16 protein-coding genes are annotated in these 14,462 nt (G+C 70.2%); 12 read left to right on the top strand and 4 right to left on the bottom strand.

Translation table 11 applies throughout. The features are described 5' to 3' along the window. Positions 1 to 157: 157 nt before the first annotated feature. The 10 genes from gspG to gspE all read left to right on the top strand — a co-directional run bounded on the left by gspG (position 158) and on the right by gspE (position 9,184). Complete coding sequence (gspG, locus tag FN976_RS27395) at positions 158 to 607, top strand: type II secretion system major pseudopilin GspG (protein ID WP_145897023.1); 450 nt, start codon at positions 158 to 160, stop codon at positions 605 to 607. Further along, the gene (locus FN976_RS27390) at positions 582 to 1,037 is read left to right on the top strand and encodes a pilus assembly FimT family protein (RefSeq protein WP_145897021.1); all 456 of its coding nucleotides are present in this window, start codon (positions 582 to 584) and stop codon (positions 1,035 to 1,037) included. The genes gspG and FN976_RS27390 overlap by 26 nt, the downstream gene beginning before the upstream one ends. Further along, positions 1,034 to 1,393 (top strand): type II secretion system minor pseudopilin GspI, encoded by a 360-nt coding sequence (gene gspI, locus FN976_RS27385; RefSeq protein ID WP_145897019.1) that lies wholly within the window; start codon positions 1,034 to 1,036, stop codon positions 1,391 to 1,393. Before FN976_RS27390 ends, gspI begins: the two co-directional genes overlap by 4 nt. A 2-nt stretch (positions 1,394 to 1,395) precedes the next feature. Then, positions 1,396 to 2,067 (top strand): PulJ/GspJ family protein, encoded by a 672-nt coding sequence (locus FN976_RS27380; protein ID WP_145897017.1) that lies wholly within the window; start codon positions 1,396 to 1,398, stop codon positions 2,065 to 2,067. Then, complete coding sequence (gspK, locus tag FN976_RS27375) at positions 2,064 to 3,032, top strand: type II secretion system minor pseudopilin GspK (protein WP_145897015.1); 969 nt, start codon at positions 2,064 to 2,066, stop codon at positions 3,030 to 3,032. The genes FN976_RS27380 and gspK overlap by 4 nt, the downstream gene beginning before the upstream one ends. 38 nt (positions 3,033 to 3,070) lie before the next feature. Then, positions 3,071 to 4,279 carry a type II secretion system protein GspL gene (gene gspL / locus FN976_RS27370; protein ID WP_145897013.1) on the top strand — a complete coding sequence of 403 codons (1,209 nt, stop codon included), beginning with the start codon at positions 3,071 to 3,073 and terminating at the stop codon, positions 4,277 to 4,279. Between the two features lie 61 nt (positions 4,280 to 4,340). Beyond that, complete coding sequence (locus FN976_RS27365; RefSeq protein ID WP_145897011.1) at positions 4,341 to 4,820, top strand: type II secretion system protein M; 480 nt, start codon at positions 4,341 to 4,343, stop codon at positions 4,818 to 4,820. A gap of 11 nt (positions 4,821 to 4,831) precedes the next feature. After that, positions 4,832 to 5,623, top strand: coding sequence for a type II secretion system protein N (gene gspN / locus FN976_RS27360; RefSeq protein WP_255440875.1), 792 nt, complete (start codon positions 4,832 to 4,834; stop codon positions 5,621 to 5,623). A gap of 8 nt (positions 5,624 to 5,631) precedes the next feature. Further along, entirely contained in the window at positions 5,632 to 7,764 is a 2,133-nt protein-coding gene (gene gspD, locus FN976_RS27355) for a type II secretion system secretin GspD (RefSeq protein ID WP_145897009.1), read from the top strand. A 13-nt stretch (positions 7,765 to 7,777) separates the two neighbouring features. Beyond that, entirely contained in the window at positions 7,778 to 9,184 is a 1,407-nt protein-coding gene (gene gspE / locus FN976_RS27350) for a type II secretion system ATPase GspE (RefSeq protein WP_145897007.1), read from the top strand. Here the strand turns inward: gspE and FN976_RS27345 are convergent. The 4 genes from FN976_RS27345 to FN976_RS27330 all read right to left on the bottom strand — a co-directional run bounded on the left by FN976_RS27345 (position 9,181) and on the right by FN976_RS27330 (position 12,307). After that, complete coding sequence (locus FN976_RS27345) at positions 9,181 to 9,648, bottom strand: hypothetical protein (protein ID WP_145897005.1); 468 nt, start codon at positions 9,646 to 9,648, stop codon at positions 9,181 to 9,183. The genes gspE and FN976_RS27345 overlap by 4 nt on opposite strands. Continuing rightward, complete coding sequence (locus FN976_RS27340) at positions 9,645 to 11,159, bottom strand: TRAP transporter large permease (RefSeq protein WP_145897003.1); 1,515 nt, start codon at positions 11,157 to 11,159, stop codon at positions 9,645 to 9,647. Before FN976_RS27340 ends, FN976_RS27345 begins: the two co-directional genes overlap by 4 nt. Beyond that, the gene (locus FN976_RS27335) at positions 11,156 to 11,695 is read right to left on the bottom strand and encodes a TRAP transporter small permease subunit (RefSeq protein WP_145897001.1); all 540 of its coding nucleotides are present in this window, start codon (positions 11,693 to 11,695) and stop codon (positions 11,156 to 11,158) included. The genes FN976_RS27340 and FN976_RS27335 overlap by 4 nt, the downstream gene beginning before the upstream one ends. A gap of 93 nt (positions 11,696 to 11,788) precedes the next feature. Beyond that, on the bottom strand, positions 11,789 to 12,307 hold the full coding sequence (locus FN976_RS27330) for a PTS sugar transporter subunit IIA (RefSeq protein WP_145896999.1): 519 nt from the start codon (positions 12,305 to 12,307) through the stop codon (positions 11,789 to 11,791). 87 nt (positions 12,308 to 12,394) lie between these two features. On the opposite strand from FN976_RS27330, the gene FN976_RS27325 reads away from it, so the two are divergent. Both FN976_RS27325 and FN976_RS27320 read left to right on the top strand, forming a co-directional pair. Continuing rightward, complete coding sequence (locus tag FN976_RS27325) at positions 12,395 to 13,747, top strand: sensor histidine kinase (protein WP_186511237.1); 1,353 nt, start codon at positions 12,395 to 12,397, stop codon at positions 13,745 to 13,747. Continuing rightward, positions 13,744 to 14,460, top strand: coding sequence for a response regulator (locus FN976_RS27320; protein WP_145896995.1), 717 nt, complete (start codon positions 13,744 to 13,746; stop codon positions 14,458 to 14,460). Before FN976_RS27325 ends, FN976_RS27320 begins: the two co-directional genes overlap by 4 nt. Positions 14,461 to 14,462 lie beyond the last annotated feature (2 nt).

Here is a 14,462-nt window from a genome sequence, read left to right as displayed (position 1 = left end):
GCGGCCAGCGTCGCTGGCCGGCTCGTCAGCTTCATGCCCCAGAAGACGCAGCTGCCCGCCGCGAGCAGCCAGACCGCGAAGGTCGCGCCGCGCACCGTCCAGCTGCCGGGCGTCGCGTTCACCATGGGTTCACCATGCGGCGATTATCATTGAAGCGATGGCTTCCTCTTCCGTATCCCCGCGCCGCCGCGTCCGCACCGCATCCCACGGCTTCACCCTCATCGAGCTGATGGTGGTGCTGGTCATCATCGGCGTGCTGGCCGCGCTGATCGTGCCCAACGTGCTGGACCGCGCGGACGACGCGCGCAGCACCGCCGCACGCACCGACGTCAACAACCTGATGCAGGCGCTCAAGCTCTACAAGCTCGACAACCAGCGCTACCCCAGCGGCGAACAGGGGCTGGGCGCGCTGGTCACGCGGCCCACCACCCAGCCCGTGCCGCCCAACTGGAAGCCCTACCTGGAGAAGCTGCCCAACGACCCCTGGGGCCGCCCCTACCAGTACCTCAACCCGGGCGTGAAAGGCGAGATCGACGTGATGTCCTTCGGCGCGGACGGCCAGGCCGGCGGCGAGGGGAAAAATGCCGACGTCGGCTCCTGGCAGTAGCCGGGCCCCTCGCTCCCGCGGCTTCACGCTCCTGGAGCTGCTGGTCGTCGTCGCCATCATCGCCATCGCTTCCGCCGGCGTCAGCTTCGCATTGCGCGATGCCGAGGGCGCGCAACTCGAACGCGAAGCGCAGCGCCTCGCCGCATTGCTCGAATCGGCCCGCAGCCAATCCCGCCTGAGCGGCCAGCCCGTGCGCTGGCGCGCCACCGATGGGGCTTTCACCTTCGACGGCCTGCCGGCTGAATCGCTGCCCCGCACCTGGCTGGTGGAAGGCACGCAGGTCCTGGGCACCACGGTGCTGGTGCTCGGCCCGGAGCCGATCATCGGCCCGCAGTCGGTGGTGCTCGGCTCCACCCGGCAGCCGGGGCGGAGCCTGCGCATCGCCACCGACGGCCTGCGGCCCTTCCACGTCGCGGCCGACGCGCCATGAAAGCGCGGCTCGCCGGCTTCACGCTGATCGAAGTGCTGGTGGCGCTGGGCATCGTCGCCATCGCGCTCGTCGCGGGGCTGCAGGCCACGGCGGCGCTCACCAACAACGCGCAACGCCAGTCCGACATCCTGCTGGCGCACCTCTGCGCCGAGAACGAACTGGCCAAGGTCCGGCTGTCGCGGCAGGTCCCCAGCGTGGGCGACAGCGACCAGCCTTGCGAACAGGCGGGCCAGGCCTTCCAGGTGAAGGTGACGGTGTCGCCCACGCCGAACCCGAGCTTCCGGCGGGTCGATGCGCAGGTGGTGACGGCCGGCTACCCGGTCGTGCGCCTGTCGACGGTCGTCGGACGCTACTGAGCATGCGGCGGGCACGCGGCTTCACCCTGGTCGAACTGCTGGTGGCGCTGTTCGCGCTGGCGCTCCTCGCCATGCTGAGCTGGCGCGGCCTGGACGGCATGGCCCGCGCGCAGGAGCGCACGGCCGAACGGGCCGACGAGGTGCTGGCGCTGCAGATCGGCCTGGCCCAATGGACGGCCGACCTGGAGGCGCTGGTGCAGATTCCCCAGCTGACCGCACTGGAATGGAACGGCCGCGCGCTGCGCATGACCCGCCGCGGCACCGCGTCGGTCACCGACGGCCTGCGCGTGGTCGCCTGGACCCGGCGCGACGGCCAGTGGTTCCGCTGGCAGTCGCCCCCGCTGGTGACGCGCGGCGAGGTGGCCGCGGCCTGGCTGCGGGCCGACCAGTGGTCGCAGAACCCGGGCGATGCCGAACGGCGGGACGAAGTGATGGTGACGCCGCTGGAAGAGTGGCAGCTGTTCTACTTCCGCGCCGATGCCTGGACCAACCCCTTGTCCAGCGACGCCACCGCGGGCGTGGGCGAGGCGACCGGCAGCACGACCGGCGGCCGCGCCACCGGCATCATCCCCGACGGCGTGCGCCTGGTGCTGCAGTTGCCGCCCGGGCGCGCCATCACCGGCCGCATCACGCGCGACTGGGTCCGGCCCACCGTGGGGGGCGGCAAGTCATGAGGGTGCGCGAATCCGGGGCCGCGCTCCTGGCGGCGATGCTCACCGTCTCGCTGGTGGCGACTTTCGCTGCCGCCGCGCTGTGGCAGCAGTGGCGCAGCGTCGAAGTGGAGGCGGCCGAACGGGCCCGCGTGCAATCGTCCTGGATCCTCACCGGCGCGCTCGACTGGGCCCGCCTGATCCTGCGCGAAGACGCGCGCTCCGGCGGCGCCGACCACCTGGCCGAGCCCTGGGCGGTGCCGCTGGAGGAGGCGCGCCTGTCGACCTTCCTCGCCGCCGACAAGTCGAACACCACCGAGAACGACGCCGACAACACCTTCCTCTCGGGCCAGATCCTCGACCTGCAGTCGCTGCTGAATGTGACCAACCTGGTGGAAGCGGGCCGCATCTCCGAACCCGGCATGCGCAGTTTCATGCGCCTGTTCGACCTGCTGGGCCTGCCGCAGGCGCAGCTCAGTCGCATGGCGGAGAACCTGCGCTTCGCCTCCGACATCAGCACCGACAACCGCTCGGCCAGCCAGGCGCCGCTGCTGCCGCAGCGCGTGGAGCAACTGGTGTGGCTCGGCCTGCCGGTGCAGACCATCGCCGTGCTCGAGCCCTATGTGACGGTGCTGCCGGTGCGCACGTCGGTGAACCTGAACACGGCAAGCGCGGAGGTGATCCACGCCGCCGTGACCGGCCTCAGCATGGCCGACGCGCAGCGGCTGGTGGCCGAACGCGAACGCGCGCACTTCCGGCACATGACGGACGCGGCCAAGGCGATCGGAGCGGCCGACACGATCTTCGCCGACGGGACGGCCGGCGTGGTTTCGCGCTTCTTCGAAGTGCGCGGCCGGCTGCGCCTGGGCGAAGTGGTGGTCGAGGAGCGCTCAGTCGTGCAACGCGACGGCCTGGAAGTCCGCACCGTGCAGCGCGAACGCGGCGTCGTGGATCCGACGGCCCTGACGCGAGCGGCGCAGAAGCGTTAGGCCCTGGCGCCGACCCCGCACCTACAATCCCGCAGTCCATGAGTTCCCTGATCGTTTCGCTGCCGCGCGAGAGCGCCACCGCCGCCACGGAATGGGCCTACGCGCTCACGCCCGACGGCCGCATCCTGGCCAGCCACGGCACGGCGCAGGCCGCGCTGCTGCCGGTCCCCCGCGGAGCCGGCGCCGAAGTGGTGGCGATCGTGCCGGTGCACGCGCTGGCCTGGCACCGGGTCGAGCTCCCCAAAGGCATTGCGCCCGGTTCGCCGCGGCTGCGCGCCGCGCTGGAGGGCATGCTGGAAGAGCAGTTGCTGGACGAACCCGACGCCCTGCACCTGGCTTTGCAGCCCGGCGTGCACCTCGGCCAGGCCATCTGGGTCGCCGCCTGCGACCGCGCCTGGCTGCGCCAGGCGCTGCAGGCGCTGGAAGCCGCCGACCGGCCGGTGAGCCGGATCGTCCCGGAATTCGCGCCGGAAGGCGATGCGGCGCTGTACGTGCTGGGCGAGCCCGAGGACGCGACCGTCGTCGCCACCTCCGCCGAAGGGGTGCTGGCGCTGCCGCTGTCGGCTGCCGCCGGGGCGCTGCTGCCGCAGCTCGACGAGTCCGCGCCACGGATGGCGGAACCCGCCGTCGCGGCGCTCGCCGAACAGCTGCTGCAACACAAGTGGACGCTGCAGCAGGCGCCGCAGCGCTGGCTGCAGGCGGCCCAGTCGCGCTGGGACCTGTCGCAATTCGAATTCGCCAGCGCCGGTCGGGCGCGGATGATGAAGAAGCTCACCTCGGGCTGGGGTGAACTGCTGAACGGGCCGCGCTGGCGCCCGGCGCGTTGGGGCGCGGCGCTGCTGGTGCTGGCGCACCTGGTGGGCCTGAACGCCTGGGCCTGGAAGGAGCGCGACAGCCTGGAAGCCAAGCGCGAAGCCGTGCGCCGGACCCTGACCCAAACCTTTCCCCAGGTGAAGGTGATCGTCGACGCCCCGGTGCAGATGGAGCGCGAGATCACCGCGCTGCGCCAGGTCACCGGCGCTGCGTCCGGGCGCGACCTCGAGGCCCTGCTGGGTGCGCTGGCCTCGGCTTTGCCCCCGGGGCGCACGCCCTCCGCCCTGGAATTCACGCCGGGCGAACTGCGCGCCAAGGGCCTCACGCTCTCGCCCGACGAACTGCGCAGCGTCTCCGCCAATCTCAAGGGGCTGGGCTACGGGGCGACGCCGCAGGGCGACCTGCTGGTGGTGGTGGCGGAGGACGCGCGATGAGCGCCGCCCGGCCGCCCGAAGGCGCTCGCCCCCTCCGCTTGCGGAGGGGGGAGGCCCTCCAATGAACAAGTCAGAACTGCGCGCCCGCTGGAACGGGCTGGCCCCGCGCGAAAAGACGCTGGTCCTGGGTGCCGCCGCCCTGGTCGCCTTCGCGCTGCTCTGGTGGCTGGCGCTGGCGCCGGCGCTCGCCACCCTGCGCAGCGCGGAAAGCCAGCACCGCACGCTGGACGCGCAGCTGCAGCAGATGCAGCGGCTGCAGGCGCAGGCCCAGGCCATGCAGGCGCAGCCGCGCCAGACCTATGACGAGGCGCTGCGCCAGCTGGAACAGGCGATCCGGGGCCAGCTGGGCACCACGGCGCGCTATTCCATCGCGGCGGAACGGGTGACGGTGACCCTCACCGGCGCCTCGGGGCAAGTGCTGGGCCAGTGGCTCGCGCAAGTCCGCGTCAATGCCCGCGCCCTGCCGGGCGAGGCCCGCCTCGTCCGCAACGCCAACGGCAGCTGGGACGGCACGCTGGTGCTGACCCTGCCGCCGCGCTGACGGCCCCCCGCGTGGTGCGCGCACAGCGGATCGTGGTTCCCGCACCCTGGGCCTGGGCGGTCTGGGGCGGCGTGCTGGGTCTCGCGGGCGCGTTTCTGCTGTTCGCGCCGGCCCAGTGGCTGGCTTCCGCGGTGGCCCGGGCCAGCAACGGCCAGCTGCTGTTGAACGATGCCCGCGGCACCGTCTGGACCGGCTCGGCCCAGGTGGTGCTCACGGGCGGCCAGGGCAGTGCGGACGCCGCAGCCCTGCCGGGCCGCCTGGAATGGCGGCTGCGCCCGCGCTGGGACGGCGCCTGGGTGCGGCTGCGGTCGGAATGCTGCCTGCGCCAGCCGCTGGACGTCCGCCTGCGGGCCCGGCTGCGCGGCGCCGACGTGGACATTTCCGATTCGGTCTCCCAGTGGCCCGCCAGCGTGATGGCCGGCCTGGGCACCCCCTGGAACACTTTGCAATTGGACGGCGGTTTGCAGCTGTCCACGCAGGGGCTTTCAGTAGAATGGGCCGAAGGCCGCCCGGCAGTGACCGGGCGGGCCGAGTTGGTGGCGCAGCGCCTGTCGTCGCGCCTGTCTACCCTGAGGCCCATGGGCAGCTACCGCATCACCCTGCAAGGGGGCACCAGCACGACGCTGCGGGTGGAGACCCTCGAAGGCAGCCTCCAGCTGTCCGGCAGCGGCCAGTGGGTCGGCGCCCGGCTGCGCTTCCAGGGCGAGGCCAGCGCCGCGCCGGACCGCGAGGCGGCGCTGTCCAACCTGTTGAACATCATCGGACGGCGCAGCGGCCCCCGCTCGCTCATCACCATCGGTTAGAAGGTTTCATGATCTCTCGTCTTGCCGCCGCCTCCCTCGCCGCCGCGCTGCTGCTCGTGGCGGCGCCGGGCGCGCTGCACGCGCAACGCGCGAACGAACCCGTCACCCTCAACTTCGTCGGCGCCGAGATCGAGGCGGTGGCGCGCACCATGGCGGCCATCACCGGCCGCAACATCGTGGTCGACCCGCGGGTGAAGGGCACCATCAACCTCTCGACCGACCGCCCGGTGTCGCCGGCCGCCGCCTTCAACCAGTTCATGGCGACGCTGCGCCTTTCCGGCTTCACGGTGGTGGAGTCGGGCGGCTTGCTCAAGGTGGTGCCGGAGGCCGACGCCAAGCTGCAGGGCGGCGCCGTGTCGGTGGAGGCGCCCCCGGGCGGGGGCCAGATCGTCACGCAGATCTTCCGCCTGAACTACGAGAACGCCGGCAACCTGGTGCCGATCCTGCGCCCGCTGATCAGCCCCAACAACACGATCAACGTGAACCCGGGCAACAACTCGCTGGTGATCACGGACTACGCCGACAACCTGCAGCGCATGGCGCGCATCATCGCCGCGCTGGACGTCTCGAACGCCACCGACGTCGAGGTGCTGAACCTGCAGCACGCGCTCGCGTCGGACCTGGCGCCCATCGTGCAGCGGCTGGTCGAAACCGGTGGCGGTGCGGGGCCGGGCGGCGCGCCGGTGGCCGGCCAGGGGCAGGCGGACACCTCGTTCCGCACCACCGTGATCGCCGAGCCGCGCAGCAATTCGCTGATCGTGCGCGCGGCCAATGCGGCGCGCCTGAACCTCGTGCGCTCCCTGGTGGCGCGGCTGGACCAGCCCGGGCCCCAGGCCAGTGCTTCGGGCATGGGCAACATCTACGTCGTCTACCTGAAAAACGCGGACGCGACCAAGCTGGCGGCCGTGCTGCGCGCGGCGATTGCCAGCAACAGCACCACGGGCGGCGGCGCGGCCATCAACGTTCCCGTTGCCGCCGCGGCCAACATCAACCAGGCCGCGGGCAGCACCGCCGCCACGGCGCCCGTGCAAGGCTCGGCCCAGCCTTCCACCGGCGGCCAGATCCAGGCCGATCCCGCGACCAACTCGCTGATCATCACCGCCCCAGAGCCGCAGTACCGGCAGTTGCGCGCGGTCATCGACCGGCTGGACGCGCGCCGCGCCCAGGTCTTCGTCGAAAGCCTGATCGCCGAAGTGAACGCCGAGAAGGCCGCCGATTTCGGCATCCAGTGGATGAGCCCGCTGGGCCGCAGCGGCAACAACACCGTGGGCGTGCTGGGCACCAACTTCAGCCCCGGCGTCTCGGGCACCAACATCATCGACCTGGCACTCACGGCGGCGGGCGAGGGCACCACGCTGCCGTCGCCCGGGCTCAACATCGGGGTGGGCCGCAAGATCGGCGGCGTCTACGTGCTGAGCGCGCTGGCGCGTTTCCTCGAGTCCAAGGGCGACGGCAACATCCTCTCCACGCCCAACCTGCTCACGCTCGACAACGAGGAGGCGAAGATCGTCATCGGCCAGAACGTGCCTTTCGTGACGGGCCAGTATTCCAATTCGAATTCGGGCACCGGTGGCACGGTGAACCCGTTCCAGACCATCGAGCGCAAGGATGTCGGCCTGACGCTGCGCGTGCGCCCGCAGATCAGCGAGAACGGCACGGTGAAGCTGCAGATCTTCCAGGAGGTCTCCAACGTCGTGCCGAATTCGGTCAACTCGGCCTCCGGCATCATCACCAACAAGCGCTCCATCGAGTCGAACGTGCTGGTGGAAGACGGTGGCATCGTGGTTCTCGGTGGGCTGCTGCAGGACGAATACGCGGGCAACGTCGAGAAGGTGCCGGGCGTCGGCGACGTGCCGTTCTTCGGCAACCTGTTCAAATCGGAAACGCGTTCGCGCAAGAAGCTCAACCTGATGGTGTTCCTGCGGCCGATCGTCGTGCGCGATGCGTCGCAGACCGAATCGCTCTCGCTGGACCGCTACGACCTGATGAAGGGCAAGCAGGAATTCTCGCAGCCGGTGCCGAGCGTGGTGGTGCCGGTGAACGAGTCGCCCATCCTGCCGTCCGCGGGCCGCAGCCCCGCCGGCGCGATGCCCGCGCCCGCGCCACTGGGGCAGCCCGCCACGCCCACCCCTGTGCGCTAGCGGGAGCAGGACGATGCGGTACCCACTGCCCTACGCGTTCGCGCGCAGCCAGCAGTTGCTGCTGGAGGACGATGGCGACGAGCTGGTGCTGGTCCATGCCGGCAGCCTGGCGGCCACCGGCTTCAGCGAGGTGATGCGCAAGTACCCCGTGCGCACGCTGCAGCAGGTGGAGCCCGGCGCGCTGGCGCAGCGCATCAGCGCGGCCTATGCCCAGGGCGAGTCGAGCGCGGCCACCGTGGTGAGCGAAGTGCAGAACGACGCCGACCTTTCGCGCATCATGCAGGAGCTGCCGGCGGTCGAAGACCTGCTGGAAGCCAGCGACGACGCGCCCATCATCCGCATGCTGAATGCACTCCTGACGCAGGCCGCGCGCGACGGCGCCAGCGACATCCACATCGAGCCCTACGAGCGCCATTCGAGCGTGCGTTTCCGCGTGGACGGCACGCTGCGCGAGGTGGTGCAGCCGAACCGCGCGCTGCATGCGGCGCTGATCTCGCGCCTGAAGATCATGGCGGAGCTGGACATCTCCGAGAAGCGCCTGCCGCAGGACGGCCGCATCTCGCTGCGCATCGGCACCCGCGCGGTCGACGTGCGCGTCTCCACCTTGCCGAGCGCGCATGGCGAACGCGCCGTGCTGCGCCTGCTGGACAAGAGCGAGAGCCGCATCACGCTGGAAGCGGTGGGCATGACCGGCGACACGCTGGACCGCTTCCTCGACCTGATCACGCAGCCGCACGGCATCATCCTCGTGACCGGCCCCACGGGCTCGGGCAAGACGACGACGCTCTATGCGGCGCTGGCCCGGCTGGACGCCAGCAGCAGCAACATCATGACGGTGGAAGACCCCATCGAATACGAGCTGCCGGGGATCGGCCAGACCCAGGTCAACCCGAAGATCGACCTCGATTTCGCCAAGGCCCTGCGCGCCATCCTGCGCCAGGACCCGGACGTGATCATGATCGGCGAGATCCGCGACTTCGAGACGGCGCAGATCGCCATCCAGGCCTCGCTCACCGGCCACCTGGTGCTGGCCACGCTGCACACCAATGACGCGGCCAGCGCCGTGACGCGCCTGACCGACATGGGCGTCGAGCCGTTCCTGCTCAGCTCGTCGCTGCTCGGCGTGCTGGCGCAGCGACTGGTGCGCAAGCTGTGCCCCTACTGCAAGGTGGCGGTGGAGGGCGTGGTGCGCGGCTGCCAGCATTGCGGCCATACCGGCTACCAGGGCCGCACCGGCGTCTTCGAGCTGATGACGGCCGACGAGGCCATGCGCGCGCTGATCCACAACCGGGCCGCGGAAGCAGAGATCCGCAGCGCCGCGCTCACCACCGGCATGCGGTTGATGCGCGACGACGGGGAGCGCTTGATCCGCGAGGGGATCACCTCGCGGGAGGAAGTGCTCAGGGTGACGCGGGACTAGGTTCCCGACGCCGGCGCGGCTGCGGCCCGCGGCGGCACCCCCGTCGCGGCGAACAGCGCGAGGGCCTGCAGGACCTTCGGGTCCGCGCAATGAAAGGCGACCACGCCGCCGACGCGCATTCGCACGATCAGCCGTGGCGCCACCAGCCACTCGAGGCCGGGCACGGCCAGCAGGCGCGCCTGCGCGATGTCGCCCCAGGCGGCGCGTTTGGTCCAGATCCAGCTTTGCCGGATGCCCGCCGCGTCCACCGCCGTCCGGCTGCGCCAGATCCACCAAAGGCACCAGCCGACCGAAAGCCCCGCCAGCACGAAGACGGCCGCGGCGCTGTCCGTCCAGCCCGCCTCCAGCAGCGGCACCCCGACCCGCGTCCCCTGCAGCACCAGCGCGGCGACGAACACACTGGCGAGCCACTTCACCGTGAGCGGAAACGCGGTGCCCTCCACAGCGTAAACGGTATCGTTCATCTGGTGGCCGGCGCCGGCTTGAACAGCTCGTCGAGCTCCTTCTGGGTGTCCGTCGCCGGCTGCGGCTGCGGCTGCGACTGCGACTGCGACTCGGCTTCCCCCGGCATCTCGATCTTCACCTTGTCCAGGTCCACCGCCACTTCCTTGTCGAGAAACACGGTGACGGTCTCCGGCACGAAGATGACGATGACGACGAGCGCCAGCTGCAGGATCACCCAGGGGATGGAGCCGAGGTAGATGTCGCGCGACTCCACCCGCCTGGGAATCGCCCCGTTCTTGAACAAGGTGTCGGCGATCCCGCGGAGATAGAACAGCGCGAAGCCGAAGGGTGGGTGCATGAAGCTGGTCTGCATGTTGACGCACAGCAGCACGCCGAACCAGACCAGGTCGATGCCCAGCTTGTGCGCCACCGGCCCGAGCAGCGGCAGGATGATGAAGGCGATCTCGAAGAAATCGAGGAAGAACGCGAGGAAGAAGATGAACACGTTGACGACCAGCAGGAAGCCGATCTGGCCGCCCGGCAGGTTCGAAAGCAGATGTTCGATCCATTTCCCGCCGTCCACGCCCTGGAACACCAGCGAGAACACTCGCGAACCGATCAGGATGAAGACCACCATGGCCGTCAGGCGCATGGTCCCGCCCACGGCCTCGCGGATGAGGTTCCAGTTCAACCGCCGGTGCAGCGCCGCCAGCACGAACGCCCCGACAGCGCCCATGGCGCCCGCCTCCGTCGGCGTCGCGATCGCGTGCCGCATGCCGGGCAGGCCGCCCATGCTTCCGAGCACCATGAAGATCAGCACGGCCGAGGGGATGATGCCGCGCAGGCATTTCATCCAGAGGGCGAAGCCGTCGAGCGTCCGGGCGTCGCGCGGCAGGCCCGGCATGTGGTGCGGGCGGAAGCGGCTGAGCGCGAAGGTGTAGATCGCGAAGATCAGCACCTGCAGGATCGACGGCCCCCAGGCGCCCTTGTACATGTCGCCCACCGAGCGGCCGAGCTGGTCGGCCATGACCACCAGCACCAGCGAGGGCGGGACGAGTTGCGTGATCGTGCCGGAGGCGGCAAGCACCCCGGTCGCGTAGCGCATGTTGTAGCCGTAGCGCATCATCACCGGCAGCGAGATCATCGCCATGGCGATCACCTGGCCCGCCACCGTGCCCGTGATCGCGCCGAGGATGAACCCGACGATGATCACCGAGTAGCCGAGGCCGCCGCGGACGGTGCCGAACAGCTGGCCCATGGAGTCGAGCATGTCCTCGGCGAGCCCGCACTTCTCGAGGATCGCGCCCATCAGGGTGAAGAAGGGGATCGCCAGCAGCAGCTCGTTCGACAGGATGCCGAACACGTTCAGCGGCAGGTTCGCCATGAAGCTCGCCGGGAACCAGCCCATCTCGATGGCGTAGAAGCCGCACATCAGCCCCAGCGCCGAGAGCGAGAACGCGACCGGAAAGCCGATCAGCATGATGAAGATCAGCCCCGCGAACATGAGGGGCGCGAAGTTCGCCATCGTCATTGCAGCGGCCTCTCGTAGTGGAGGTCCATCTCGTACCGGTGCGTGAGCCAGCCGACGCGCTTGATGGCTTCGGAAATGCCCTGCAGGAACACGAGCGCGAATCCGAGCGGCAGCATCAGGACCGCCGGCCAGCGGATCAGTCCCCCGGCATTGTTGGACATCTCCCCGCTGGTGAACGCGCGCAGGAAATAGGGCGCGGCGAACCAGAACATGGCGGCCATCGAAGGCAGCAGGAAGAACAGCAGGCCGAGCAGGTCGACCCAGACCTTCCCGCGGCCCGGGAGCTGTCCGTAGACGAGGTCGACCCGCACGTGCTCGTTCAGTCGCAGCACGTGGGCCGCGCCCAGCATCACGCACGCGGCGAAGAGGTACCACTGGATTTCCAGCCAGCCATTGGAACTGACACCCAGCCCATAGCGGATGAACGCATTGCCCGCGCTGATCAGGCAGGCCAGCGCCGCGGCCCATTTGGCGACGAAGCCGAAACGGTCGTTCACCCAGTCGATGCCGTGCGCGAGCGCCAGCAGAACTTTCACGCGCGTCCCCTCGTCGTTTGTCAATCGAATGTATCGAGGGGGGCGTAAACGGCCCGTAAAAATCGGGCCCGGTCTCTGACGGACGCCTGACGCTCAGCCGCAGATCGCCTGCAAAGTGTCACGCGAGGACGCGGGCTCGCTGCTCCACTCGTGCTCGCGGAACAGGCGCCAGAGCAGGAGCGGCTCCCGCGCCGCCCGAAGCCGATCGCGAAATCCCGGGCTGCGCAGCAATGCGCGGTAGTGCTGCAGCATCGCGCTGTGCACACCCGTCGCCGGGCGGGGTGCCACCAGCACCAGCACTTCATGGACCGCCACGCCGTCGATGGTGCCGAGAAAATCGATGGGCGCCGTCGAGCGCACGAACGCCGCTTGCGGCCGGGTCAGGCCCCAGGCATCCGCGTGGGGCGTGGCGATGCCGTCACCGACGACGGTGGAGCGCCGGCCTTCCCGCGCGCACAGGCGCCTGACGAGTTGCAAGGCATCCACGCCATGGGCCTCGCTCAGCGTCGCCGCCGCCAGCTGGAACGCTTGCGCCGTCGTGGCGACTGCGGCGTCGCACACGATGCATTCCTGCCGCAGCAGTCCGCGGTTGATGGTGGCTTGCCAATTCACCCTTCGATTTCACAACCGGCCGCGTAAAGGCCGCGTAAGGATTGCAGACAGGTCCCGCGCGGCACAATGCCGCAGGGCAGGAGACGCATGCGGCAAGCCAGTAACAACTTTCTCGACCGGCTCGCGGCACGACGCCGTGAGCGCCTGGGTTGGGCGCGCGCATTCGCCGTTGTCGTGCTTTGTGCCTTTTGTGCCGAGCTCCTCGCACCGCACGCGGCCTTGCAGGACGTCATCATGGTCTACCTCGCCGGGGTGGCGTACGTGGCCTTGCACGAAGGCCTGCGCACCTCCGTCGCGACGGTCCTCGCCAGCATCCTGCTGTTCGACCTCCTGATCGTGCCGCCGCGCTGGGGCCTGAACCCCCTGCACACCAGTCACCTGCTGACCCTGGCGGTGATGCTGGCGGTCGGGCTCCTGATCAGCACCCTCAGCTCGCGCGCGCAGCAACAGGCCGCGCTGGCCGAGCGGCGCGCGCTGCGCGCGCAGGCCATGAGCGACCTCGCCGCGCAGCTGGCGTCGGCGCGGTCCCATGCCGAGGTGGAAAGGACGGTGTCCGCCGCTTCGCTGGCGATGCTGGGTTCCGGCTGCCGCATGGACCTGGACGGTCGGTTGCTGCTCGATCAAGCCGGCAGGCTCCTGACGGATGAAGAGCGCGAACTGTTCCGCGGCTTCGAACACCAGGGGCGGCTGGCGGTGGAGCGATGCGTCTTCGAACAGCGCAGCACCGAGGCCACCGTGGCGGCGGAACGGGAGCGGCTGCGCAACACACTGCTGTCGGGACTCTCGCACGACTTCCGCACGCCGCTCACCACCATCGTGGGCGCCGCGACAACCCTGCAGGAGCAGGGCGCGCGCCTCGACGATCGCATGCGGCAGACGCTGGTGAGCAGCATCCACACCGAAGCCAGGAGGTTGCACGAACGCATGAGCCACCTCCTGGATCTCACGCGCATGGAGGAAGGGGCGGTCCAGGTCAGTCCGGAATGGTGCCCCGCGGACGACCTGGTCGCCGAAGTCCTGCTGTCGTTCGGCGACCGGCTGGGCCGGCACGTGGTGGACGTGGACGCCGCCCCGGATGCCGTGGTCTGGTGCGATGCGCGCCTGGTGGAGCAGGCGCTTTCGAACATGGTCGACAACGCGTTGCGCTGCACCCCGGCGGGTGGCGTGATCCGGATCCGCGTGAAGACGCAGGAGACGCAGTGGTGGCTCAGCGTGTCGGACACCGGCCCGGGGCTGCCGCCCGGCGCCACGGAAGACGTGTTCCGCAAGTTCTACCGGGGGCAGGCCGAACCCGCCGGCACGGGCTTCGGACTCGGCCTCGCGATCTGCGCGGCGGTGGCGCGCCTGCACGGCGGCTCGATTGCCGCGCACAACGAGGGCGGCGCGGTCTTCACGATGCGGCTCCCTCAGCCGCAGCGCCTGCCTCTGGAGGAAGGATGAGTGCGCGCGGCGCGCAGATCCTGCTCCTGGAGGACGAGGAGCAGATCCGTCGCTTCCTCGTCACTTCACTGGAAGCGGAGGGCCACGTCGTGCTCGAAGCGGGCACCGCCGCGCTGGCGACCCAGCTGGCGGCGAACCGCCGCATCGATGTCTATCTGGTGGACCTCGGCCTGCCCGACCTCGACGGCGTGGAGTTCATCCGGCGGCTGCGGCAGTGGACGCAACGCCCGGTGATCGTGCTGTCGGCGCGTTCCCAGGAGCGGGAAAAGGTGGAGGCGCTGGATGCCGGCGCCGACGATTACCTCACCAAGCCGTTCGGAGCGGCGGAGCTGCACGCGCGTCTGCGCGTTGCCTTGCGGCACGCCGCGCAGACGAGCCAGGGGGGCGAGTCGGTGCTGCGCATCGGCGCACTGCGCATCGACCTGCAGGCAGGCGCGGTGTACCGGGCCGGCGAGCTGGTGCGACTCACGGCGACCGAGTGGCGGCTGCTCGAGGCACTGGCGCGCCGTGCTGACCGCGTGGTGACCGCGACGCAGTTGCTGCGCGATGTCTGGGGTCCGGGACGCAGCGAGCACGGCCACTACCTGCGCATCTACATGCGCCAGCTGCGGCAGAAACTCGAAGCCGATCCGGGGCGCCCCAGGGTGCTGCTCACCGAGACGGGGGTGGGCTACCGGCTGGTGGCTGGGGTCACGGACGGGAGTCCGGGGTAACG

This window comes from Caenimonas sedimenti, from assembly GCF_007833165.1.
In the GTDB taxonomy this organism is placed as follows: domain Bacteria; phylum Pseudomonadota; class Gammaproteobacteria; order Burkholderiales; family Burkholderiaceae_C; genus Ramlibacter; species Ramlibacter sedimenti.
The sequence above is the reverse complement of the archived record's forward strand: the minus strand, read 5'-3'. Positions and strand labels throughout refer to the sequence as shown.